This window comes from Streptomyces sp. NPDC014882 (assembly GCF_043081325.1).
GTDB lineage: Bacteria > Actinomycetota > Actinomycetes > Streptomycetales > Streptomycetaceae > Streptomyces.
In genome coordinates this window covers 411,096-431,871 of sequence record NZ_JBIBWL010000002.1, presented here as the reverse complement: position 1 = coordinate 431,871, position 20,776 = coordinate 411,096, and the positions used below count along the sequence as shown (strand labels likewise).

20 protein-coding genes and 1 tRNA gene are annotated in these 20,776 nt (G+C 73.2%); 14 read left to right on the top strand and 7 right to left on the bottom strand.

Going from position 1 to position 20,776, the window contains the following annotated elements:
- The first annotated feature begins 505 nt into the window (after positions 1 to 505).
- The 7 genes from ACF09K_RS06460 (at position 506) to ACF09K_RS06430 (ending at position 5,224) form a co-directional block, all read left to right on the top strand.
- Positions 506 to 745: a chaplin gene (locus ACF09K_RS06460; protein WP_392241363.1), complete on the top strand. Its 240-nt coding sequence runs from the start codon at positions 506 to 508 to the stop codon at positions 743 to 745.
- A 362-nt stretch (positions 746 to 1,107) separates the two neighbouring features.
- Entirely contained in the window at positions 1,108 to 1,803 is a 696-nt protein-coding gene (locus ACF09K_RS06455; protein ID WP_392241362.1) for a hypothetical protein, read from the top strand.
- 166 nt (positions 1,804 to 1,969) lie between these two features.
- Entirely contained in the window at positions 1,970 to 2,251 is a 282-nt protein-coding gene (locus ACF09K_RS06450) for a hypothetical protein (RefSeq protein WP_392241361.1), read from the top strand.
- 176 nt (positions 2,252 to 2,427) lie between these two features.
- On the top strand, positions 2,428 to 2,925 hold the full coding sequence (locus ACF09K_RS06445) for a DUF5949 family protein (protein ID WP_392241360.1): 498 nt from the start codon (positions 2,428 to 2,430) through the stop codon (positions 2,923 to 2,925).
- 280 nt (positions 2,926 to 3,205) lie between these two features.
- Positions 3,206 to 3,739: a hypothetical protein gene (locus tag ACF09K_RS06440; protein ID WP_392241359.1), complete on the top strand. Its 534-nt coding sequence runs from the start codon at positions 3,206 to 3,208 to the stop codon at positions 3,737 to 3,739.
- Between the two features lie 155 nt (positions 3,740 to 3,894).
- Positions 3,895 to 4,374 carry a tyrosinase family oxidase copper chaperone gene (locus ACF09K_RS06435; RefSeq protein WP_392241358.1) on the top strand — a complete coding sequence of 160 codons (480 nt, stop codon included), beginning with the start codon at positions 3,895 to 3,897 and terminating at the stop codon, positions 4,372 to 4,374.
- Positions 4,358 to 5,224 carry a tyrosinase family protein gene (locus ACF09K_RS06430; protein ID WP_392241357.1) on the top strand — a complete coding sequence of 289 codons (867 nt, stop codon included), beginning with the start codon at positions 4,358 to 4,360 and terminating at the stop codon, positions 5,222 to 5,224. Before ACF09K_RS06435 ends, ACF09K_RS06430 begins: the two co-directional genes overlap by 17 nt.
- A 168-nt stretch (positions 5,225 to 5,392) precedes the next feature.
- Here the strand turns inward: ACF09K_RS06430 and ACF09K_RS06425 are convergent, their stop codons facing one another.
- From ACF09K_RS06425 to ACF09K_RS06410, 4 genes are all read right to left on the bottom strand, one after another.
- Entirely contained in the window at positions 5,393 to 5,716 is a 324-nt protein-coding gene (locus tag ACF09K_RS06425; protein ID WP_392241356.1) for a chaplin, read from the bottom strand.
- A gap of 136 nt (positions 5,717 to 5,852) precedes the next feature.
- Positions 5,853 to 6,164, bottom strand: a complete 312-nt coding sequence (locus ACF09K_RS06420; RefSeq protein ID WP_392241355.1) for an acyl carrier protein — start codon at positions 6,162 to 6,164, stop codon at positions 5,853 to 5,855.
- Positions 6,161 to 7,261 (bottom strand): HAD-IIIC family phosphatase, encoded by a 1,101-nt coding sequence (locus tag ACF09K_RS06415; RefSeq protein ID WP_392241354.1) that lies wholly within the window; start codon positions 7,259 to 7,261, stop codon positions 6,161 to 6,163. Before ACF09K_RS06415 ends, ACF09K_RS06420 begins: the two co-directional genes overlap by 4 nt.
- A complete protein-coding gene (locus tag ACF09K_RS06410; protein ID WP_392241353.1) occupies positions 7,258 to 9,114 on the bottom strand; it encodes a GNAT family N-acetyltransferase in 1,857 nt (618 codons plus the stop codon). Before ACF09K_RS06410 ends, ACF09K_RS06415 begins: the two co-directional genes overlap by 4 nt.
- Before the next feature lie 448 nt (positions 9,115 to 9,562).
- On the opposite strand from ACF09K_RS06410, the gene ACF09K_RS06405 reads away from it, so the two are divergent.
- Complete coding sequence (locus ACF09K_RS06405) at positions 9,563 to 9,943, top strand: S-adenosylmethionine decarboxylase family protein (protein ID WP_392241352.1); 381 nt, start codon at positions 9,563 to 9,565, stop codon at positions 9,941 to 9,943.
- A 315-nt stretch (positions 9,944 to 10,258) separates the two neighbouring features.
- Complete coding sequence (locus tag ACF09K_RS06400; RefSeq protein WP_392241351.1) at positions 10,259 to 11,014, top strand: 4'-phosphopantetheinyl transferase family protein; 756 nt, start codon at positions 10,259 to 10,261, stop codon at positions 11,012 to 11,014.
- Positions 11,015 to 11,113: 99 nt separating this feature from the next.
- Here ACF09K_RS06400 and ACF09K_RS06395 read toward each other — a convergent pair whose 3' ends face one another.
- Positions 11,114 to 11,287, bottom strand: coding sequence for a hypothetical protein (locus ACF09K_RS06395; RefSeq protein WP_392241350.1), 174 nt, complete (start codon positions 11,285 to 11,287; stop codon positions 11,114 to 11,116).
- 122 nt (positions 11,288 to 11,409) lie between these two features.
- Here ACF09K_RS06395 and ACF09K_RS06390 point away from each other — a divergent pair, with 122 nt between their 5' ends.
- A complete protein-coding gene (locus tag ACF09K_RS06390) occupies positions 11,410 to 12,186 on the top strand; it encodes a hypothetical protein (protein ID WP_392241349.1) in 777 nt (258 codons plus the stop codon).
- A 137-nt stretch (positions 12,187 to 12,323) separates the two neighbouring features.
- Here the strand turns inward: ACF09K_RS06390 and ACF09K_RS06385 are convergent.
- Positions 12,324 to 12,396: transfer RNA gene (locus ACF09K_RS06385), tRNA-Arg, on the bottom strand.
- 321 nt (positions 12,397 to 12,717) lie between these two features.
- Between ACF09K_RS06385 and ACF09K_RS06380 the strand changes: the two genes are divergently transcribed.
- From ACF09K_RS06380 to ACF09K_RS06365, 4 genes are all read left to right on the top strand, one after another.
- Entirely contained in the window at positions 12,718 to 14,325 is a 1,608-nt protein-coding gene (locus ACF09K_RS06380) for a dynamin family protein (RefSeq protein ID WP_392241348.1), read from the top strand.
- Between the two features lie 777 nt (positions 14,326 to 15,102).
- Positions 15,103 to 16,980 (top strand): GTPase, encoded by a 1,878-nt coding sequence (locus ACF09K_RS06375; protein WP_392241347.1) that lies wholly within the window; start codon positions 15,103 to 15,105, stop codon positions 16,978 to 16,980.
- A 318-nt stretch (positions 16,981 to 17,298) separates the two neighbouring features.
- Positions 17,299 to 17,841 carry a single-stranded DNA-binding protein gene (locus ACF09K_RS06370; protein WP_392241346.1) on the top strand — a complete coding sequence of 181 codons (543 nt, stop codon included), beginning with the start codon at positions 17,299 to 17,301 and terminating at the stop codon, positions 17,839 to 17,841.
- Positions 17,842 to 18,103: 262 nt separating this feature from the next.
- A complete protein-coding gene (locus tag ACF09K_RS06365; protein WP_392241345.1) occupies positions 18,104 to 19,516 on the top strand; it encodes a TQXA domain-containing protein in 1,413 nt (470 codons plus the stop codon).
- Positions 19,517 to 19,880: 364 nt separating this feature from the next.
- On the opposite strand, the gene ACF09K_RS06360 is transcribed toward ACF09K_RS06365, so the two are convergent.
- A complete protein-coding gene (locus ACF09K_RS06360; protein WP_392241344.1) occupies positions 19,881 to 20,123 on the bottom strand; it encodes a hypothetical protein in 243 nt (80 codons plus the stop codon).
- Positions 20,124 to 20,776: the final 653 nt, after the last annotated feature.

Genomic DNA, 20,776 nt, shown 5'->3' with positions numbered 1-20,776 from the left:
TCGGCCGGGTCGGACGGGTCGGGCCGTGCCGAGGCAGCCCGTGCGCCGATCGAGAGCGTGAACGAATCCCCCGAACGGCCGCAGTGCCCGTCGCGGGCGACCGCGGGACGCCCGGACTTCGGGGCGGTCGGGGCGGGAGCGGCCTGCGCGGGAGCGGCCGGGGCGGGAGCGGCCGGGGCGCCCCCCGAGGCCCACCGGGAGGCGGGGGCGACGGCTCCCGCCGGCGCGCGGCGCGGCGGCGGACCCGGGAAATGGCGCATGACCGACGTGCCCTTTCGGAAAGGTGCGAAGTGGGTGGCGACAGGCGTGCGGGTGACGAGCCGTCACTCTAGTCATGAAGGTGATAAATCAGGAGAAGTCGGCCATCTGTGTCGGATCCGTGAAGGCCGGCGCGGTGCTGCTTCACCCGTTCGGAGGCAAAACTCCGGGCGATGTCGCGCGTTGACACACCGCCGGGCATCCCCGCCCGGGTGTATGTGTCAAAACCCCCAAGGAGCACCTCTCCATGTCGCGTATCGCGAAGGGCCTGGTCCTGACCTCCGTTGCCGCCGCGGCCGTCGCCGGCGCCTCCGGCATCGCCGCCGCCGACAGTGGCGCCGAAGCGGTCGCCGCGCACTCCCCGGGCGTGCTGTCGGGCAACGTCATCCAGCTGCCCGTCCACATCCCGGTCAACGTCTGCGGCAACACCGTCAACGTGATCGGCCTGCTGAACCCGGCGTTCGGCAACACCTGCGTCAACAACTGACGTCTCCTCGACCGAGGTCACGACGCGTACGGCGTCCCACGGCCGCCCTTCCGCCAGGAGGGCGGCCGTTCGCGTTGCCCGGTCGGGCGGGCGTGCCGTCCGGAGCGGGCGTGCCGTCCGGGCCGGACGGATCGCACGGGTGTCGTACGGGGCAGGGCTGCCGTACGGACCGGGGGTCCCGTTCCGGATGTCGGCCCCGGGCGTCGGGAGGCTGCCGGTTCCGTCCGGCGGACCCCGACGCTCCGCGCCGGCGAAGGGCGGACCGAGGGGAGAACGACGTAAGGCGACCGTGCTGTTGCGGTGTGTGACGTGCGCTTCCACGCTGAACCTGCGACCCGACGCACGTCGAAAGGAATTCCCCCATGCGTGGCCTGCCCGTCCGGCGTACCGCCTTCACCGCACTGTGCGCCTCCCTCGTCCTCGGCTTCGCCGCCCCCTCCGCCCTGGCCGCCGACGGGGGCGCGACCCGCGAGCGCGCCCACGCCGTGCCGGGTGCGTCCCTCTCCGGCGCGGACGCGCTGCTCGCGCGGGCCAGAAACCTGGACGACGTCGAACCCGCGCTCTCGCCCGTCACCGACCTGCTCGACACCTCGCTGAGGGCCGGCGGCCGGATGGACGCCGACCGCGCGAGCCGCCTGGGCGCCGCCGCCGAGGACGCCCTCACCCGGCTGGCCGAGTCCGCCGGCCCGGCCGGAGCGCCCGCGGCGGACCGCGTCGCCCCCCGGACGCCGTCCCGGTCCGCCGACGTCACGGACGACGCGCTCGCCGCCGTGGACGAACAGCTCGACGCGCTGCTCGCGGCGGCTGCCTCCGGTGACGCCGACCAGATCCTCCCCGCGGCCACGAAGCTGGTGACCGGCCTGAAGGAACTGGCCGGCTCCCTGGCACAGGAGGAACTGGCCGAGCTGTCGGAACTCCCGGGTCCGGCGGAGGCGCCGACCCCGCCCGCCGACACCGCCGTGACGCTCCCGGCCCTGCCGGTCACGCCGGTCACGCCGTCCACGCTGCCGGCACCGGTGTCGCCGCCCGCCCCGAAGGCTCCGGTCCCCGCCACCTGACGGCCGCTCCTCCCCTTCCGCGTCCCGGGGGCCTGGCCGGCCCGGACCCCGGGATGCGGAATTCCTCCGCGCCCCGGGGTTTCCGCCGCCGTCGCACATCGTTAGACACGGCGTCAGAATCCCCCCTGGTGACCCCAGTCGCCCGGGCGCCGAAGAAAGGTCCCCGATGAAGTCCCTGAAGGCTGCCGCTGTCGTTGCCGGATCCATGGTGATCGCGGGTGCCGCCGTCCCGGCATTCGCGAACGACACCGCCGACCTCACCCCCACCAGCCTCAACGGCGCCGTCAACACGCTCACCAAGGGCCCCATCGACGTGATGCCGCTGAAGCAGCGGTCGAACGCGCTCGACACGGAGAACGAGAACTCCCCCCTCAGCACGGTCAAGGACGCGACCACCGCGCTCAACGCCCCCGGCTCGCTCCTCGGCGGCCTGCCCCTGCGGGGCTGACGTACCGCCCGCAGGCCCTCCGGACGGCCGGTCCCGGCACGAACGGGACCGGCCGTCCGCGTTGTTCGAGACGGGCCGGCCGCACCGTCCCCCGTTCGTGTGGAGCACCCGTCCGGTGTCCTCCGCCCGGGTGACAACCGTCGGGGCGGACCCCGGGGACGCCTTAGGGTCGCGCGGTGACCTCAACCTCCAGCGCGATCCGCCCCTTTCCCGTCGCCGACCTCGGGACCCTCGTCATGATGCCGTGGAGCGGCGAGGCCGCGGACGGCCGCGCGATGCCCTACCTCCTCGCCTGTTCCCTCGGCAACGGCCCCGGCGGCCCCGAGGGCGCCACGGCCGCCGTCGAGCGGCTGCTGGTCGACAGCGGCCTGCCGGTCGGCGAGATCACCGACGGCACCCAGCGGCCGAGCCTGCCCGTCAGCATGCTGGTCGTGGCCGGCCAGGCCGTCGTGACCATGCCCTGGCTCAAGACCCAGTGCACGGTGCGGCCGGAGTGGCTCGAAGCGGTGGCCGAGCGCGGCTTCGCCTACTTCCTCTTCACCACCCGCCCCTGGCCCGGTGACGTGCCCGGTGCGACCGTCGCGCCCGAGGCGCTGAACGCGTTCGCGGGCGACGAGGAGACCTTGAGGGCGGCCGCGCACATCATCGTGCCCGCCCGGAGCCTGCGCGTCTGACGACGCGGACCGCCGGCCCTCCCCGTGGGCCGGCCCGCACGGTCCACCGGCACATCGCTGGATCAGCAGACCGGCAGACAGGCAGACCGGCAGACCATCGGATCGTTGGATCTCTGAATCGACGGATCGACGGATCCGCGGATCGGCGGGTGGTCCGACCACCCCGCGGTCGCACTGCCGCGCCATCCGGGTGATGCGTGGACTGATGCCGTTTTCCGGCTCGTTACCCGGTACGCAGGCCACCGACCCGTACCGAACTCCGAAAGGGCCTCCATCCGAGATGAAGTCGACCACCCGAGGAACCCTCGCCGCCGTGCTCACCTGTGCCGCCGCCGCGGTCGGCGCGGCCCCCGCCGCCGCGGTCGGCGCGGCCCCCGCCGCCGCGGCCGGCACGGTCCCCGTCCCCGTACCGCTGGACGGCGTCGAGAGGTCCCTCCACAGGGAACTGCCCCGGATCGGCGGTGAGCTGCCGCTGCCACTGCCGGGCGCCCCCGAGGGCCCGCGGTACGTCGAGGGCCGCCTCGTCCCGGAGCGGGTGGTCCCGCAACTGCCGGTCTCCGCCGGGCTCCCCGGACTGGACGCGCGCACGGTGCTGCCGGAGGTCCTCGGCGACGGGTCCCACCACGTCGGCGTCGACGCCCCGGCCTCCGACCTGCGCGCCCTCGGTCCCGGTCTGACCCTGGACGCCCCGCTCACCGCCCCCGACCCCGACCGGTTCGGTCTGCCGGGCCTCCGGCTGCCGCAGGCCGGCGTGCTCACCCCGGCCCTGCGGACGGTGCCGGGCGCCGACCTCGGACTCGGCCGGGGCCTGTAGCCGGTCCGCCCGGCAGGCCCCCGCCGGGCAGCCGGCCCGACCACCGGCCCGGGCCCCGCCGTCCGGGCCGGTCGTTCTTCCCGGTCCGCACGGTGACCCCGCGGGCCGTCGGAGGGTTACCCCTGGTGGACAACGGAACCGGACGAGGAGCACACATGGCCGTCAGCGCGGACGCAACCGCAACCGCCACCGTGACCACGGTCCCGGCACGGACGCCGAGACGCGCACCCCGCAGGGACGCCCTGCGGGCACTGTTCGCCGCCGCCGCGGCCCTCGCGCTCACCCCGCTCGTCGCCGCCTCGCGGCCCACCCGCCGCCCCGGCGGCCCCGGGCCCGCGGAAGCCGCCTTCGACGAGACCTACCTCGGGCGCCGGCTGCTCGGCCGTCTCGTCCCGCCGACCGGCGCGGCCGACGCCGGCCGCTGGGAGATCACCGTCGACGGCCGCCCGCTGCATCTCATGCGCCGCGCCGACGGCACCTGGCTGAGCATGGTCGACCACTACCGCTCGTACGCCGGTCCGCTGGACGCGGTCCGCGCCGCCGTCGACGAACTGGGCCCCGGACAACTGCTGCGGGCCCCCGCCGACACCGGCCGACACACACACCTGGGGGGACATCGTGGTCCACGTCCGTAGGGACGTCAGCACGCTCACCGCCGACGAGCGCCGGCGCTTCGTCCGGGCCCTGCTGAAGCTGAAACGCCGCGGCGAGTACGACGAGTTCGTGCGCATGCACATCGACCACTACGTCTCCGACGGCGAAGGCGGCCTGCGTACGGCCCACATGGCGCCGTCCTTCCTGCCCTGGCACCGCCGGTTCCTGCTGGACCTGGAGAACGCGCTGCGCCGCGTGGATCCCTCGGTGACGGTGCCGTACTGGGACTGGACGCGGGACCGCACGGCGACCTCCACGCCCTGGACCGCGGACCTCCTCGGCGGCAACGGGCGGCGCTCGGACCGCCAGGTGACGACGGGGCCGTTCGCCTACGCCACGGGCAACTGGACGATCAGGGAGAGCGTCACCGACGTGGAGTTCCTCACCCGCGACCTCGGCCGGGCCCGCGCCCCGATCGCCCTGCCGACGAAGGCCGACGTCGAACGGGCGCTGAAGGACCCGGTCTACGACGTCTCACCCTGGGACTCGACGGTCACCCGCGGCTTCCGCAACAAGCTGGAGGGGTGGGGGACCGGCCGGGGCAGCAGCGCCTGGCTCAACCACAACCGGGTGCACCGGTGGGTGGGCGGGGCCATGGTCGGCGGGGCGTCGGTCAACGACCCGGTGTTCTGGCTGCACCACGCCTTCGTCGACCTGCTGTGGACCCGCTGGCAGCGACGGCACCGCGAACACCGCTATCTCCCCGCCCGGCCGCCGCTGCCGGGCAGCGACCAGCACGACCGGGTCGTCGCCCGGCACCAGACGCTGCCCCCGTGGGACGTCACCCCGGACCAGCTGGAGGACGCGGGGGGGATCTACCGGTACGCCTGAGGCCGCCCGGCGGACCGTCGCCGACGCACGAGAAGCACGGGGACCACGGGGTTCCGGAGGAGCCGGAGGAGCCGGAAAGGCTGGAGAAACCGGAGAAACCAGAGAAAGGGGGAGAGCCCCGGTGCTCGAGGTGCCGGGGCTCTCCTGCGGGAGTGTCGCGGGGCGGCGTCAGCCGCCGTAGCCACCGGCTTCGCCGCCGCCGTGGTGCTTGCCGCCCTTGTCGTCGCCCTTGTGCTCACCCTTGCCGTGGTCGCTGATGTTGGCGCAGGTGTTGCCGAAGGCCGGGTTGAGCAGCGCGACGACGTTGACGGTGTTGCCGCACAGGTTGACCGGCACGTGGACCGGGGCCTGGACGACGTTGCCGGACAGGACGCCCGGCGAGCCCACGGCCGCGCCCTGCGCGCCCGCGTCCGCCATGGCCAGGCCGGCGCCGCCGGCCATCATGGCGCCGGCGCCGACGGCGACAGCGGCTGCCTTCGCGATGCGAGACATCACGTTCTCCTTAGGGAATCGGTTCGCACGGCAGCAGATCGCGCCACCGCACTCCCCGTTCAACGCCGGCCCCCCGGGCAGGTCACGGCGGCGTCCGCCGGATCACCCTTGTCGCGCACACGCGGGCGCGTGCGCCTCAGCGGCCGCCCCGGTGCGCCGTCACGAAGTCGGTCAGGGTGGCGATGGACTGGAGACTGTCCAGGCTGAGGTCCAGCGCGGCGACGTCGACGCCGAACCGGGCGTCGACCGCGCCCAGCAGCGCCACCCCGGCCAGCGAGGTCAGACCGATCTCCGGGCCGAACAGGTCGGTGTCGCCGGGGAGCCCGGCGACCACGGCGGCGTCCAGACGGGCGGCCTCCGCGATCATCGCGCGCAGTTCCCGCTCCACCACCGCGCGGTCTGTGGAATCCGTGGAGTCCGTGGAGGAGGGGGTGGGGGCGTCCGTCACGCGTCGGCGTCCTTTCGGGGGGAGACGTGCAGCCAGGCGGGGGGTTTCGGCAGGTCGCCGCCGACGACCAGGGAGCGGGCCAGCACCGTCCCGTCCTCGCGGGCGTCGGCGTCCTCGGTACGGCGCAGCCCCGCCTGGCGGAGCAGGATCCGCATCTCCAGGTTGGCGTCCGTCGGCCGCAGCGTCACCCGGAACTCCCCGGCACCGGATTCCCGCGCCCGCTCCATCAGCCAGAACAGGAACGCCGCGGCGGCCCCCCGGCCGGCGACCCGGCAGGAGAGCGCCAGCAGCGGCACCGACCAGGAGCCGGGGGCGGTCCGGTCGACGAGGGCGGCGCCGATGATGCCGTACTCCCCGAAACGGTCGGACATGCGGGCGGTGTACAGCTCGTGCCCGTCCGCGGCGGCCAGCGCGCGCAGCCGCTCGGGGGTCAGGCCGGAGGAGTTCAGACGGTGGGTGCGTGCGGCGAGTTCCAGCGCCCGCGGGACCTCGTCCGGGGCGGCCGGCCCCACGGCGAGGCGCATGTCGCACCAGCGCAGGAACTCCTCGCGGGTGCCCCGGAAGCGCTCGCCCTCGGCCCGGCGGGTCTCCTCGGTGCGGTAGCGGCGGACCCGCTCCCGCGACTCGGGGGTGACCTCGCGGTCCTCGAAGGCCGCGAGCAGCGCGGGGACCTCACCGGGGTCGAGGGTGCGCACGCCCGGCAGCAGGGCCTCCACCTCCGCGCGCTCGTAGGGGGAGTCGTCGACCAGGACCAGCGCCTCCACGGCGATCCCGAGATCCTTCGCGATCCGGCGCAGCGACTCGCTCTTGTCCTGCCAGGACACCTGCGGGGCCAGGAAGCGCTCCCGCACCTCCGGCACGGCGGCCATCCGGTCGAGGACGGCGGGCGCGCTGCGGCTCGCGAGGCTGCTGAGCACGCCGCGGGCCGCCAGCGCGTCGATCGCGGCCAGCATCTCGGCCCGCGGGACGGGCAGTTCGTCGGTGGGGGTCTCCACCGCGATCTCGTCCCACAGGGTGCCGTCCAGGTCCCAGACGACGCACTTGATCCGGTCGGGGTCGTAACCGGTCGGGTCGGACGTCCCCGGCGCGCCGTTCATCGGGGGTCCTCCTCCGGAAGGCGCAGCTTCATCGTCAGGGTGGCGGGGTCGAAGCCGAACTTGCGGTAGACCGTGCGCATCGGGACGTTGCCGACGTGGACGCGGCCGACGACCTCCGTGATGCCGTTCGCCAGGCAGAACTCCAGGCCCTCGGTGAGGAGGAGTTCGGCCACGTCGGCGCGGTTGTCCAGGGGCGCGACCGCGAGGGACCGGAAGTTGGCGTAGCGGTCGCCGGTCATCTGGTTCTGGTTGATGCTCACCCAGCACCAGCCGACCACCTCCCCGCCCGGCCGGTGGGCGACGATCATGCCCTCCCTGGACTTCTCCATGGAACGGCCGACGCGGGACGCGTGCCGGGCGGGGTCGTCCACGGCGTCCTCGCCGAAGGAGATGCGCGCGATCTCGGCCTCGAACTCACCGATGGCCGGCAGGTCGCCCTCGTCGGCCTGACGGGTGAGGCAGGGCCGTGCCCGCTCCTCGAGGGCGGCCCGGGAGGCGGGGGCGGGGCGGTGCCAGCCGGGTTGCTGGGGGTGGGGGGCGGCGGGGGTGAGGGCCGGGGTGGGTGGGGGCGTCTGTGGCTGAGCCGGTGCCGGTGCCTGGGCTTGTGGCTGAGCCTGTGCCTGGGGCGGTGCCGGTGCCGGCGTCCGGGCCGATGAGGGCGCGGGTGCCGGTGGTGCGGCCGGTGCCGTGGGCGCCGTGCTCTCGGGCTCGTCGGCCGGGACGAGGCGGCCGGGGCGGAAGGGGCCCTGGCCGCACCGCGGGCAGCCGTCGGCGCGCAGGGCGGCGACCGACGTCCAGCGGGCACCGGGCCCGACCCGAAGCCGGGCGCCGCAGGCGACGCACTCGTACTCGCGCTGCCTGGTCCGCTTGTCGCCGGTGTAGAGGGGGCCCTCGTAGGCGCTCTGCCGGGAGGCCGTCGACGTGGTGGTCAGGAGGTGCTGGAAGAAGCCGACACCGCCGAGGATGCCGCTGCCCTCGTACTCGTTGAAGTTGCGGATGTAGCCGTTGGTGACCAGGCCGAGCGCCATGATCTCGCGCTGGACCTCGAGCATCTCGTCCGGGCTCTTGCCGCCGAAGGAGAAGAAGATGCTGTGCGCGGGGCCGGGGCGCAGGCCCTCCACGGCGCGCGACAGGAACAGTCCGGCGCCCTCCGGGGTGTACGGCGGGTCGGTCATCGCCACGTCGAAGCCGTCGTGCAGCTCGGCGGGGAGCGGCCGGCGCAGGTCGTGCTCGACCGTCTCGACAGGGGTGCCCAGGCCCGCGGACACCTTCCGGATGTAGGCGAGGATCTCGGGGGAGATGTCGACGACGGTCACGCGCTCGACGATCGGGGCGCCCAGGACGTCCCCGACGACGGCGACCGCCAGCGAGACGAGGTCGTCGTCCCCGATCAGCAGCAGGGAGCCGCCGGGCAGCGCGCCCGCCGCGAGCAGCGCCAGGACGCGGCGCACCTTGGTCTCGGGCGTGCAGTGGGACTGGTCGATCGCCATGTCGGCGGCGGGACCGGACTCCATCAGGGCGCGCAGCCGTCGTACGGCCTCGTCCAGGACGGGCGGGATCACCAGCTCGCGGCCCTCGCAGGTGCCGCAGGTCGCGTCGAGGGTGAGGTCCATGCCCAGCTCGGCCACCAGGTCCAGGCCGGCCGGGGTCAGCCGGGAGGGGCGCTCCTTGGTGAGCAGATCGCGGCGGCGCAGTTCGTTCCCCAGCGCGGCCACGATCGGGACGGGCAGGCCGGTGGCCCGGCTGATGTCCTTCGTGGAAGCCGGGGCCAGGCGGCGCAGGGCTCGCAGCACGGAGCGCACTCCGGGCGGGCCCTCCTGAAGCCTGACGGCGTCCGCGACTTCCGTGAGCACTCGATCGGCGGGGATGCTCCGACGGTGTCGAGGCGCGTTTTTCACGAAGCTGCTCCGGGCGGGCCGATGGAATCCATGACTGTCGAGTATACGGGCTCGCATGGCATCGCCGGGACCCGGCCGCGAAGCCGGTAATGCGAAGAAGAAAAGAAGAAGGGGAGAAGAGGAGAAGAGGAGAACGAGAGAAGGGGAAGAAGGGGAGGGGGAACGGGGAAATTATTTTCCGGGCGTCCGGCGAATTGTTTCACCGATGCGCGGAGGGTGACGAGGGAGACGTGCCGCAGCTCTTGACAGCGTGCGTGCACGAGCCGTACAGCGGCCCGGATGCTAGGCTGGGCCGCATCGAGCGCCGATTTCCGGCCTCGATGCCTTCCTCTTCGGACGCGCGAACCAGCGCACCTCTATCTGAAAGGAGACGGGGGCAGCGGATCGCAGCCTCCGGTTCCCCATGACCAACGCCGAAAGCCTCGCCACCGAGGGTATAAACGTCGATGATTTGTGCTCCTACGCCGTGGACGTGTGGGTGAGCGACCACAGCATCCTGACCGACGAGAAGCGCCTCCTCCAGGTGCTGCGCACGGCCGCCGAAAAGGGAAACGCCCAGGTGCTCGGTGAGTCCTCGCATGTTTTCCCCAACGGCGCGGTCACCGCGATTCTGCTGCTTTCGGCCTCCCACCTGAGCATTCACACCTGGCCGGAATTCAGCCTGGCCAACGTCGATCTGCTCGCCTATGGCCGGCTGAACGGCGAGCGGATGATGCAGAGTGTGGAACTCGGCCTTTCGCCGACGAAGATCAACGTCACGCGCATGCTGCGTGCGGTGCACTGACTCCGGCGAGACGCGAACCATGACGCCGTGGCGTCGTGACCTGCGGTGCCATGATTCCGATTCTGCGGCGCCCCGCTTTTCCGGTGCGGCGATTTCACGCCGCACCGATATCCCCCGTCCCGCCGGGCTGACGTCACGGCCGCCCCGGGACGACGACGGCCTTCGCCGGCCCGTGGGCCGAGCGGCGACTCGGCGGATCGGCGTGGCGGGCGACCGGCGGATCGGCGTGGGGCACAGCCACAGCCGACGGGACGGCGGTCGGGTGTGGCGGTCGGGTGTGGCGGACGACCGGCCGACGGAAAGGGCTGAGGAGTCGTGACGGCGACGGCGGTGGCAGTGGCGGAGCGCGAGGTGTTGGTGTGGTGGGCCCGGGCGGGTGACGCTCGCCCCGCCCTCCTCGTCCTGCTCGACGCCGTCGAGCGCGCCCGCCACGAGGCCACGGTCCGGCCGGCCGACAAGGCGCGCTTCCTGGTCGGGTGCGCGCTCAGCCGCATCGCCCTCGGCGAGCTCCTCGGCGTGCCTCCCGCCGATGTCCCCCTGCGCCGCGTGTGCCCGCGCTGCGGCGGGCCGCACGGCAAGGTGAGGCTTGCGGTGCCGGAGGGGTCGCCGTACGCGGACGTCGACTTCTCCGTCACCCACAGCGGTGAGGTGGTCGGGGTCGCGGTCTGCCGGGGGGCTGCCGTGGGACTCGACGTGGAGGACGGGGGTGTCGCTCTCGACGTGGACGCGGCGGCGCGCGCCGCGCTCGGCGACGGCGAACTGAGAGCCCTGTACGCCGGCCCGCCGGCCGGACGCCGTACCGCCTTCCTGCGCACCTGGACCCGCAAGGAAGCCGTACTGAAGGCACTCGGCGTGGGACTCCACGCGCCCCTGCGGGAGCTGGAGTTGTCCCCACCGGACGCGGCACCGGCCGTCCTCGGCTGGCCCGAGCGGCTCGGTCGGCGTCCCGGGACGAGCCTGACGGACCTGACGGTCGCGGGGACGCACGCGGCGGCCGTCGCGGTGCTGTCGGGCGGCGGCGTGCGGGTGACCGTACAGGCGGATCCCGTCCGTCTGCCGCCGTCCGTCTGACGCCGGCCCTCCGGCGCCGTCCGTCCGACGCTGCCCCTTGGACGCAGGTCCTCCGATGCCGGCCCTCCGGCGGCACCCGCGCCGGACGCGCATCGGACGTCAGGGATCGAGCAGGACGAGCGCGACGGTGGGCGAGAACGTGCCCACGCCGCTGAGCAGCCAGTAGTTCCGGGCGGACAGAGCGGTCCGGCGGACGAGGGCGCTGTTGGCGGTCCACCACAGCAGCAGGTAGAGACCGACCACCGGCGCGATGATCACCCACCAGAGCACCATGCCGTCGTTCTCCGTCGGTTCCGGGTCGTACCGGCTCGCTGTCAGGAACCACAGCAGTCGGATGTGATGCTGCTGACCGGGCTGACCGCGGAGGAGATCGACGCGGTCGGGGGGATCGAGGAATGAGCGCGCCCGGCCCGCTGCGCCCGGCCCGCCCGACGCTCCGCCGCTTACGCGAGGATTTGTGCCTCGCGGTGCCGCCGGTCACGGTGCCGCTGGACGAGATCGACCACCCGGTGCCGGCCAAGGCGTCCGAGCAGTTCGCGGACGAGGACGGCAAGCACGAACGCATCCGGTCCGTGGACGACCAGGTGCTGTACAAGGTCAAGGTACAGCGATGGCGCGGCGCGGTACGGCTGGACGCCGATCTGCCGTGGCTGGTCGCGGCGGGGCGCCGCGAGGACGGCTCGGGCGATGACTTCCACGCAGCCCTGGAGGCCGACGGCCGCGCCGGCCGGGCTCGCTGCAACGCGGAACATTCCGACGGGCTGAAGACCGCGACGCACACCGCTCACCTCCTGCCCGCACGCGAGGATCACGTCCGGTACCGCGCCGAGGCCGGCATCCGCTTCGTGCGTCGCCTGCGGGCGACCCTGCTGGACCTGGCGCACGCCGCACTGCGCGACGGCCGTGAGCACACGCGCGAGTTCGACACCTTCACCCTTGGCTTGCAGGTGCGTGCGGACGACGGTCACGAGACCTACCCGGCCGTCCGGATCACCGGCTCCGTACCGCCGAACCTGGCCGTGCTGATCCTTCGCAACGTCCCCGGCTGCGAGGCTGAGGGCTGGTACCCGGAATATGCCCTTCCTGAACGGGACCTGCTCCCGGCCGAACAGGCGTGGTCCCACCTCATGGACCCGCGTGCGGCTGCCCAGGTGCTGGACGAGGAGCGATAGGCGGGCATCCGTCGGCTCGAGCCGTGATCATGGCAGACACTGACGATCGCGGACGGTCAAGGCGCTTGCCCTCGCAGCGATGTGCGTCCGGACATCAAAGAACCCCTCATGCGTTTCCGCAGGTGAGGGGTGGTGGGCGCCCCCGGCAGGACTCGAACCTGCGGCCAAGCGCTTAGAAGGCGCCTGCTCTATCCACTGAGCTACGGGGGCCGGTTGTGGTGGCCTCGTGTTCGGTGCCCGGGTGTGGGCTGATCCGTGACGTTGCCGGGGACAAGGATAGGGCTCCCCGTTCCTCGTCCTGAGCGCTTCGCCTCCGTGGCTCGATGTGGAGGTTCGGTGAAGCGGTCCTGATAATCGCAGGCGGGTACGAATTGTGCACCGCTTTTGGCGCCTGGAGCCCCGGGTGTTGTGCACTCGTTATGCCTGCGCAGTGCCTCTGTCCCGGTCGCACCTTCCGTCCCTTGTGTCTCATCGGCGCGCAGACATGTCCATATGCTTCATAAATCCCCCGAAATTAGGCATTCTTCGCATGTGGTGACCTTGGACGTACGGCCTCAGCTGCTCGACGCACTCTCCGCCCTGCGCGAACGTGTCGCCGCCGCACGCTTCCCGCTGCCCCTGACGGGGGCGCCACGCGCGCGTGCCAACCGCGACGAACTCCTCGCCCAGCTCGACGACTATCTGGTGCCCAGGCTGAGACAGCCCGAAGCGCCCTTGCTGGCCGTCGTGGGCGGATCCACCGGCGCCGGCAAGTCGACCCTGGTCAACTCCCTGGTGGGACGGCGGGTCAGCGAGGCGGGAGTGCTGCGGCCGACGACCCGGACGCCGGTGCTGGTGTGCCACCCGGAGGACCATCACTGGTTCAGCGGCATGCGGGTGCTGCCCGACCTCACGCGCGTGTGGGTGCCCCATCAGGAGCCCTCGGAGGACCTGTTGCTGCCCGGCGAGGACGGCAGGCGCCTGCTGCGCATCGAGACCGCGGAGACCCTTCCGCCCGGCCTCGCCCTCTTGGACGCGCCCGACGTCGACTCCCTGGTCGCCGACAACCGTGTCCTGGCAGCCGAACTCATCTGCGCCGCCGACATCTGGGTCATGGTCACCACTGCCGCACGGTACGCCGACGCCGTGCCCTGGCATCTTCTGCGCACCGCCAAGGAGTACGACGCGACGCTCGTGAGCGTCCTCGACCGCGTCCCCCACCAGGTCGTCTCCGAGGTGTCCCGCCAGTACGGCGCCCTGCTCACCAAGGCCGGCCTGGGCCACGTACCGCGCTTCACCGTGCCCGAACTGCCCGAGTCCGCCTGGGGCGGAGGGCTGCTTCCGGCCACAGCGGTGGCCCCCCTGCGCACCTGGCTCGTCCAGCACGCGCAGGACCGGGCAGCCCGCCACGACGTGATGGCCCGCACGGCGTACGGCGTCCTCGACTCGCTCAATTCCCGGATGCCCGAGCTGGCCGGTGCCGCGGCCGCGCAGTACGCGGCCGCACTGCGGCTCACCTCGGCCGTCGACGGGGCGTACGACAGCGAATACGCGCGCGTGCGGGGTCGTTTGCAGAGCGGCGCGGTGCTCGCGGGTGACGCCCTCAAGCGCTGGCGGGCCTTCCCGCTGGACTGCACCGCCGGGGAACTGCTCGACGCCCTCGTGGAGAGCCTGGCCGCGCTCCTGCTGTGCGCCGTCACCGCGGCCGACGAGCGGGTCGACGAGGCCTGGCGCCGCGAACCGGCCGCGGCCGCCCCGGAACTCCTCGACCGCGACGCGTCCCTGGAGACCGCCGAACACCGCATCGGCATGGCCGTACGGCGCTGGCGGCGCGAGTTGGAGGAGTACGCCGAGGACGAGGTGCGCCACCTCGAACGCGGCGCCGCCCCCGACCCCGAACTCGTCGCGGCCCTCGTGGCCACCGTCCTGCTGGGCGGCCGCAGGGCCCGCGTGGCGGGCGAGGGGCTCGCCGAACGGATCGGCGCCCACGGCGCGCTGCGGCTGCGCGACCGGGGTGGGCGGCTGCTCACCGAACACCTCGACCGTGTCATGCACAACGAACGCGAGCGCCGGCTCGCCCCGATCGACGGACTCGACGTCCACGTCGAACCCCAGGCCGAACTCATCGCCGCGCTGTCCGTACTACAGAAGGAGAGGTGACCGGTGACCGCCGTCACGAACCAAGACCACACCGACCACACCGACCACACGGGCCGCATGAATCACACCGACCGCACAGACCGCACGGATCACAAGGGCCGTATGGATCACACGGATCGCACGGACCACGGAGATCACGTGGGACCCGTCGAGGGTGAGGGGGGCGGGGACCCGTCGAAGGCCGGTGGCGAGGGAGGGGTGCGGGAGCGACAGGCTGAGCGGGGTGAGGGAGACGGCGCCTCGTCCTCGCGCGGTCGGGAGGACACCCAGGACGCTCAGAACACCCAGAGCACCCAGGACGCCCAGGCGGACGAGCTCGAACGCTCGGCGCGGGCGACCGACGCCGGCGGTTCCGCCGGCGGGGACGATGCCGAGCGCTCCGCCGAGGCGGCGGGAGAGGACCGGTCGGCCGGGGCGGCCGGGGGAACCGTGTCCGGGGGCAGGAGCGGGTACGGCTCCTCCCCGAAGGCGGCGGAGGATGGTTCCCCGACGCCCGCCGACGCGGACGAACGTCCGGTGCGAGCGCACGAGACCGACGGGTCCGCAGGCGGCCGGTCCGGGCCCGAGCCCGAGTCGTCTCCGGGTGTGCCGGAAGACGCGCGAGAAGAAGACGCGGGAGAAGAAGACGGCTCTTCCGCACGGAAGGGCGACGACTCCTCCCGCGGCCGGTCCAGGGCCGAAACCGAGTCCTCGCACGGTAGGTCCGGAACGGGGGCGGAGTCCTCGCGGGGCCGGTCCAAGGCCGAAGCCGCCCCGTACGCGCGCGTACGGGACAGGTTGTGGGGCAAGGACAGCCCCGCGCGGGTGCCGGACGGCGAACGCTCCCGACGCCCGCCCGGCGCCGACCGCCCCGCGCGCTCGCCGGAGACCGATGCTCCCGCGCGCGGCCAGGACGGCCGGGGAAGGGACCGGGGCGCCCAACCCCCTCAGGAGGAAGCCGGTTCCGGTGAGCCCTGGGGTGACGGTCTCATCGCGCGCCGCGTGAACGAGGCCACCGCCGCCGAGCAGGCCGCCGCCGCCCTGGAAGCCCGGTCCGGCACGTCCCAGGCCGCCGCGGCCCCCCTGGCCTACGACGGCCACCTGCGTTCCCGGCTCGACGCGCTGCGGGAACTGGTGGGGCTCTCCCGCGCGCGGCTCGACAACAGGACGCTCTCCGAGGCGAGCCGGGTTCTCGACGAGGCGGCTGCCCGGCGCAGGCTCTCCGGACAGCACACCGTGGTCGCCATCGCCGGGGCCACCGGCAGCGGCAAGTCCCAGTTGTTCAACGCCCTCGCCGGGGTGACCATCTCGGAGACGGGTGTACGACGGCCCACCACCGCCGCCCCCATCGCGTGCAGTTGGAGCGACGGCGCGGCGACCCTGATCGACCGGCTGGGCATCCCCGGCCGGCTGCGTCGCCGCCCGGTGCAGAGCGCGGACGCGGAGGCCCAGTTGCGCGGGCTCGTCCTGGTGGACCTGCCCGACCACGACTCGGCCGCCGTCCAGCACCGCGAGCAGGTCGACCGGGTCCTGGCCCTCGTGGACGCCGTCATCTGGGTCGTCGACCCGGAGAAGTACGCCGACGCCGTGCTCCACGAGCGCTACCTGCGGCCCATGGCGGGACACGCGGAGGTCATGTTCGTCGTCCTGAACCAGATCGACCGACTGCCGGGCGAGGCCGCCGAGATGGTCCTCGACGACCTGCGGCGGCTGCTGGACGAGGACGGCATCGCCCTCGGCGAGTACGGCGAACCGGGCGCGACCGTCCTCGCGCTGTCCGCGCTGACCGGCGACGGCATCGGTGAACTGCGCGAACTGCTCGGTCAGTTCGTCGCGGAGCGCGGTGCCGCGGCGCGGCGCATCTCCGCCGATGTCGACGCCGCCGGTTGGCAGCTGCGGCCCGTCTACGCGACGACGCGGCGCACCGGCCTGAGCGAGGAGGCCCGGGACGACTTCGCGGCCCGCCTCGCGGACGCGGTGGGCGCCAGGGCCGCGGGCGAGGCCGCCGAACGCGCCTGGCTGCGCAACGCCAACCGCGCGTGCGGGACGCCGTGGCTGCGGCTGTGGCGGTGGTACCAGGACCGCGGCGATCCCCCCACCGGAAGCGTCCGGATCCGTTCGCAGGCCGACGAGGAGGCCACCGCGCGGCAGCGCGTGGAGCAGGCGGTGCGCACGGTGTCCGAGCGGGCCTCGGCGGGACTGCCCGCGCCGTGGGCGCAGGCGGTGCGGGAGGCCGCCGTACGCGGTGCGCAGGGGCTGTCCGAGGCGCTGGACGAGCTGACCGCGCGGGCCGGGGTGCCCGAGGGGCGCCCGCCGCGGCCGGGCTGGTGGCCGGTGGCCGTGCTGGCGCAGGCGTCCATGACGGTCCTGCAGGTCCTCGGCGGGCTGTGGCTGGTCGGCCAGATCGCCGGGGTCATGTCGCCGAACCTGGGAGTGCCGGTGCTGCTGATGGTGGCCGGCATCGTCGGCGGCCCGCTGGTGGAGTGGAGCTGCCGGATCGCGGCCCGCGGCCCCGCACGCCGATACGGCCAGGACGCGGAACGGCGCCTGCGGGAGGCCGCCGCCGGGTGCGGCAGAGCGCGGGTCCTGGACCCGGTGGCCGCCGAACTGCTGCGGTACCGGGAGGTGCGGGAGCAGTACGGCAGGGTGATGGGCGCACAGGCGCTGGCCAGGTGAGAAAGGGGACGTGCGGGTGCGGGTGCGGATGCGGGTGCGGGCCGGGGCGTCGGTCCGGGCGGTGCGACGCGGATCCCCCGTCCGGGTGACGGCTTTCTCCACAGGCGGGTGGTGATCCACAGCGCTCGGCGGGCTCGGCCCGGCGGAGGCAGTCTGGTGGCGCGGCGATCGTGGCGAAGCGGTCGTGGCGACGGTGGCGGTGAGCGGCCCGGGGCGTACGCCTCGCGGCCGCCACCGCCCCGGCAGACGCAGCCGTACGGGACGGGCCCGTACGCGTATCCGCCCGGCGTCGACAGCCGGGCGAGGGAGGGGTCCTCGATGAACGAGACGATGGTCTGCGCGGTGGGGAACGTGGCCACGCAGCCGGTGTACCGGGAGCTGTCGGCGGGGGCGTCGGCGCGGTTCCGGCTGGCGGTGACCTCGCGCTACTGGGACCGGGAGAAGAGCACCTGGGCCGACGGCCACACCAACTTCTTCACGGTGTGGGCCAACCGGCAGCTGGCCATGAACGTGGCCGCGTCGCTGAACGTGGGGGAAGCGGTGATCGTGCAGGGCCGGCTCAAGGTGCGCGCGGAAGCGCGCGAGGGCCAGAACCGGACGTCGGCCGACATCGACGCCGTGGCGATCGGCCACGACCTCACCCGCGGCACCTCGGCCTTCCGCCGCACGGCCAGGGCCGAGCCGGCCACCGCGGTCGCCACCGCCACGGCGGTCGGCGCACCCGCGCAGCCGGAACCCGACTGGCACACCCCGGCGGGCCAGGCCCCGGTGGAACAGGCCCCGGTGGAACAGACCCCGGTGGGACAGCCCGTGACGGAGCCGGGACCGCCGCGGCGACGCCGGCCGGCAGCCGTGACCTGATGTAGGAGAGTGCGCCTGTCTGACCGATCGGCGGCTTATCGGCAGGTGTATCCAGAAGTGATGGGTTGATTTGTCGATAAGCCCTGCTCGGATGCGATCTTGGGGATAACGATTCCGAGTCGGATCACCCGTCGGGCGACCTGACCGGGAAGGCCGGTACGTCCGCCTCTCTAGGATGCCGAACGTGGCTCACGGGGCTTCTGATTCTGCTGGTGGGACCCGTCCCCCCCACGTCAACGGGTCCTGCTGGAAGGGAAATTACGTGATTTCTTCGTTCTCCGCGCCGTTCGGGCGTGGACGGGGCGCGGTGCGCCTCGCGGCGGGGACGCTCGTGTCCGGACTCGCCGCCGCCGGGATCCTCGCCACCGCGGGCCCGGCGGCCGCCGAGACCGTGGCGCGGACCCAGGGCGGAGCGACGGCGACGATAGGCGGCCTCAAGACGTACGGAGCCGCCGTGCTGCACGGCGAGAGCGGGGACCAGGAGGTCTCGGCCGGCCTGTTCGAGATGTCCGTCGAGGGCGGCGGCACCCTCCAGACCTACTGCGTCGACCTGCACAACCCCACGCAGAAGGACGCCAAGTACCAGGAGACCGCCTGGAGCGGGACCTCACTGGGCGTCAACAAGGACGCCGGCCGCATCCGCTGGATCCTGCAGAACTCCTACCCCCAGGTCAACAACCTGGCGGCGCTGGCCAAGAAGGCCGACATCGCCGGGGGACTCACCGAGCAGGACGCGGCGGCCGGTACCCAGGTGGCGATCTGGCGCTACTCGGACGGCGCGGCGGTCGAGGCCCTCGACCCGCAGGCCGAACGGCTCGCGGACTACCTCCAGAAGGCCGCCCGTGCCGTGGCGGAACCCCAGGCCTCACTGACCCTTGACGGTGCCGCGGTCTCCGGCCGTCCCGGCGAACTGCTCGGCCCGGTCACCGTCCGGACCGGCGCGAGCTCCGTGACGGTGGCACCGCCACTGAACTCGGCCACCACCGGCGTCCGGATCGTCGGCAAGGACGGCAAGCCCGTCACCGCCGCGCAGGACGGCAGCGAACTGTTCTTCGACGTGCCCGCCGACACCGCTGCCGGTGCCGCGGAGCTGACGGTCCAGGCCTCGACCACCGTTCCCGTCGGCCGCGCCTTCACCTCCGAGAGCCGCAGTCAGACCCAGATCCTGGCCGGCTCCAGCGAGTCGACCGTCTCCGCGACGGCGTCCGCGACCTGGGCCGAGACGGGCCCCGTGCCGGCCCTCTCCGCGGCGAAGAACTGCACGAAGAACGGCCTCGACCTCACCGCGGCCAACCAGGGTGACCAGGTCTTCACCTTCGAGCTGATGGGCGTGCAGCACAGTATCCCCGCCGGCACGTCCCGGACGGTGACGATCCCCCTCCAGGAGGATCAGGCCTACGACTTCGCCATCACGGGCCCGCAGGGCACCCAGAGCCGCTTCACCGGCGTCCTCGACTGCCGCACCAGAGCCGCCGAGACCGACCTGACCACCCAGACGCTCGCCGAACCGAGTCCGGCCACGGTGGGCGGCACCGCGTCCTCGGGCACCGACCTCGCCCAGACCGGCGGCTCCGACCTCACGCCCCTGATCGCGGGGACCGCGATCGGCCTGGTCGTCATCGGCGGCACGGTCCTGGTCCTCGTGGGCCGCAAGGAGAACGACGCGCAGGGCTGACCGGCTTCCACCGCGACCCGTACGGCTTCCTCCGGGGCCGTACGGATCCCTGCCCCTACCTCTCCCTGCCTCTGTCGGCGGCGAGGCTCCAGCTGACCCGTGAGACGCCTCCAGGGACGCTCCGGCTCCTCCGGCGCGTCCCGGAGCCGCTCGACGACGACCCACCGGGACGGAGCAGACACGACCGCCTGCGGCGACATGCCAGGTCAGAGTCTCCCGATCGAGAGCAGTGCCGCAGAGCGTGCGTCCCGTGCTCGCGGGCCGACACGTATCGGCATCCCTGGGCGCGTAGCGCATAAAGGAAGCAGCGGATCGCCGAGATCCGCTGCCACGGAGGGTGCTCCTCTCCTCTCGTCATGTGATGTCAGTTCTGTCCTGGCGGGGCATGGCCGGCCGGGTTCTGGTTCTCGCTCTCCTGTGTGAGTCCACCACCCGTGCAGCTCGGCTGCTGACCACCGGGCTGGTGGCCGCCGTTGTTGGTGCACTGGGTGTCAACCGGCTGGATCTTGGCGTCAGCGACACCCGCACCGCCGATACCCAGCGCGAACGCCGCGGCGACCGCACCGAACGCGGCTCCCAGCCGCCTGGCTGTCAGTCTGCTCGGCATCTTGACTCAGCCTCCCGTCACAGGCTCCTCGGCTGCGCGGCGACGTCTTCCGCCGCTTGTCCCCAGCAACGCTCGTAACGCCTGCGAGGCCTGTCAAATCGTGGGCCGCATGGTGGACGGAGCGTCTCATCGAGACCTGTGCGCAGGAGGGCAGCGCATGTGCGACACGGGGTCGAGGGGCGCCGCCGCCCCCATTTCCCCCAGCGTCTCTTGCCGCGGCGCTCGACCCCGGTGACCCGATCGATCACGGTGATCATCGTGTTGCCGCTTGCCCGAGACCAACCGGAAAGTCCGAGGCCTGGCTGGAATCGGGCTGTCAAGTCGATCGCTGCCGTCCGACACCGGCAGCTGGCCCCGCCAGGGGCGAACAGCGGCGATCGACGCTGAACCGCGGCGGGCCGGCTACGCCGGGCCCGGGAGCGGGCCCGCTCCCGGGCCGTATTCAGGCCCACTCCCGGCCGTCTCCGGGCCGCCTTCGGGCCGCCTTCGGGCCGTCCGAGGTTCCCCGGGGGCGCTCTGCGGCGGTCGGCAGTGACGGGACGGCCGTGGTCGGCAACCGAGAAATCCCAGGTCAGAGGCTCCCGCCCAATCGGGTTTCCCCCGAGGGGTAGCCGTCCGGCAAGATGGGGTGTATCTGCCCACTGCCAGAATTC

Coding starts and splice junctions, on each gene's coding strand:
- ACF09K_RS06360 (WP_392241344.1), bottom strand. CDS start 20,123: ATGCCGAGCAGACTGACAGCCAGGCGGCTGGGAGCCGCGTTCGGTGCG.
- ACF09K_RS06435 (WP_392241358.1), top strand. CDS start 3,895: ATGGCCGTCAGCGCGGACGCAACCGCAACCGCCACCGTGACCACGGTC.
- ACF09K_RS06455 (WP_392241362.1), top strand. CDS start 1,108: ATGCGTGGCCTGCCCGTCCGGCGTACCGCCTTCACCGCACTGTGCGCC.
- ACF09K_RS06415 (WP_392241354.1), bottom strand. CDS start 7,261: ATGAACGGCGCGCCGGGGACGTCCGACCCGACCGGTTACGACCCCGAC.
- ACF09K_RS06425 (WP_392241356.1), bottom strand. CDS start 5,716: ATGTCTCGCATCGCGAAGGCAGCCGCTGTCGCCGTCGGCGCCGGCGCC.
- ACF09K_RS06440 (WP_392241359.1), top strand. CDS start 3,206: ATGAAGTCGACCACCCGAGGAACCCTCGCCGCCGTGCTCACCTGTGCC.
- ACF09K_RS06460 (WP_392241363.1), top strand. CDS start 506: ATGTCGCGTATCGCGAAGGGCCTGGTCCTGACCTCCGTTGCCGCCGCG.
- ACF09K_RS06390 (WP_392241349.1), top strand. CDS start 11,410: ATGAGCGCGCCCGGCCCGCTGCGCCCGGCCCGCCCGACGCTCCGCCGC.
- ACF09K_RS06405 (WP_392241352.1), top strand. CDS start 9,563: ATGACCAACGCCGAAAGCCTCGCCACCGAGGGTATAAACGTCGATGAT.
- ACF09K_RS06370 (WP_392241346.1), top strand. CDS start 17,299: ATGAACGAGACGATGGTCTGCGCGGTGGGGAACGTGGCCACGCAGCCG.
- ACF09K_RS06395 (WP_392241350.1), bottom strand. CDS start 11,287: ATGGTGCTCTGGTGGGTGATCATCGCGCCGGTGGTCGGTCTCTACCTG.
- ACF09K_RS06450 (WP_392241361.1), top strand. CDS start 1,970: ATGAAGTCCCTGAAGGCTGCCGCTGTCGTTGCCGGATCCATGGTGATC.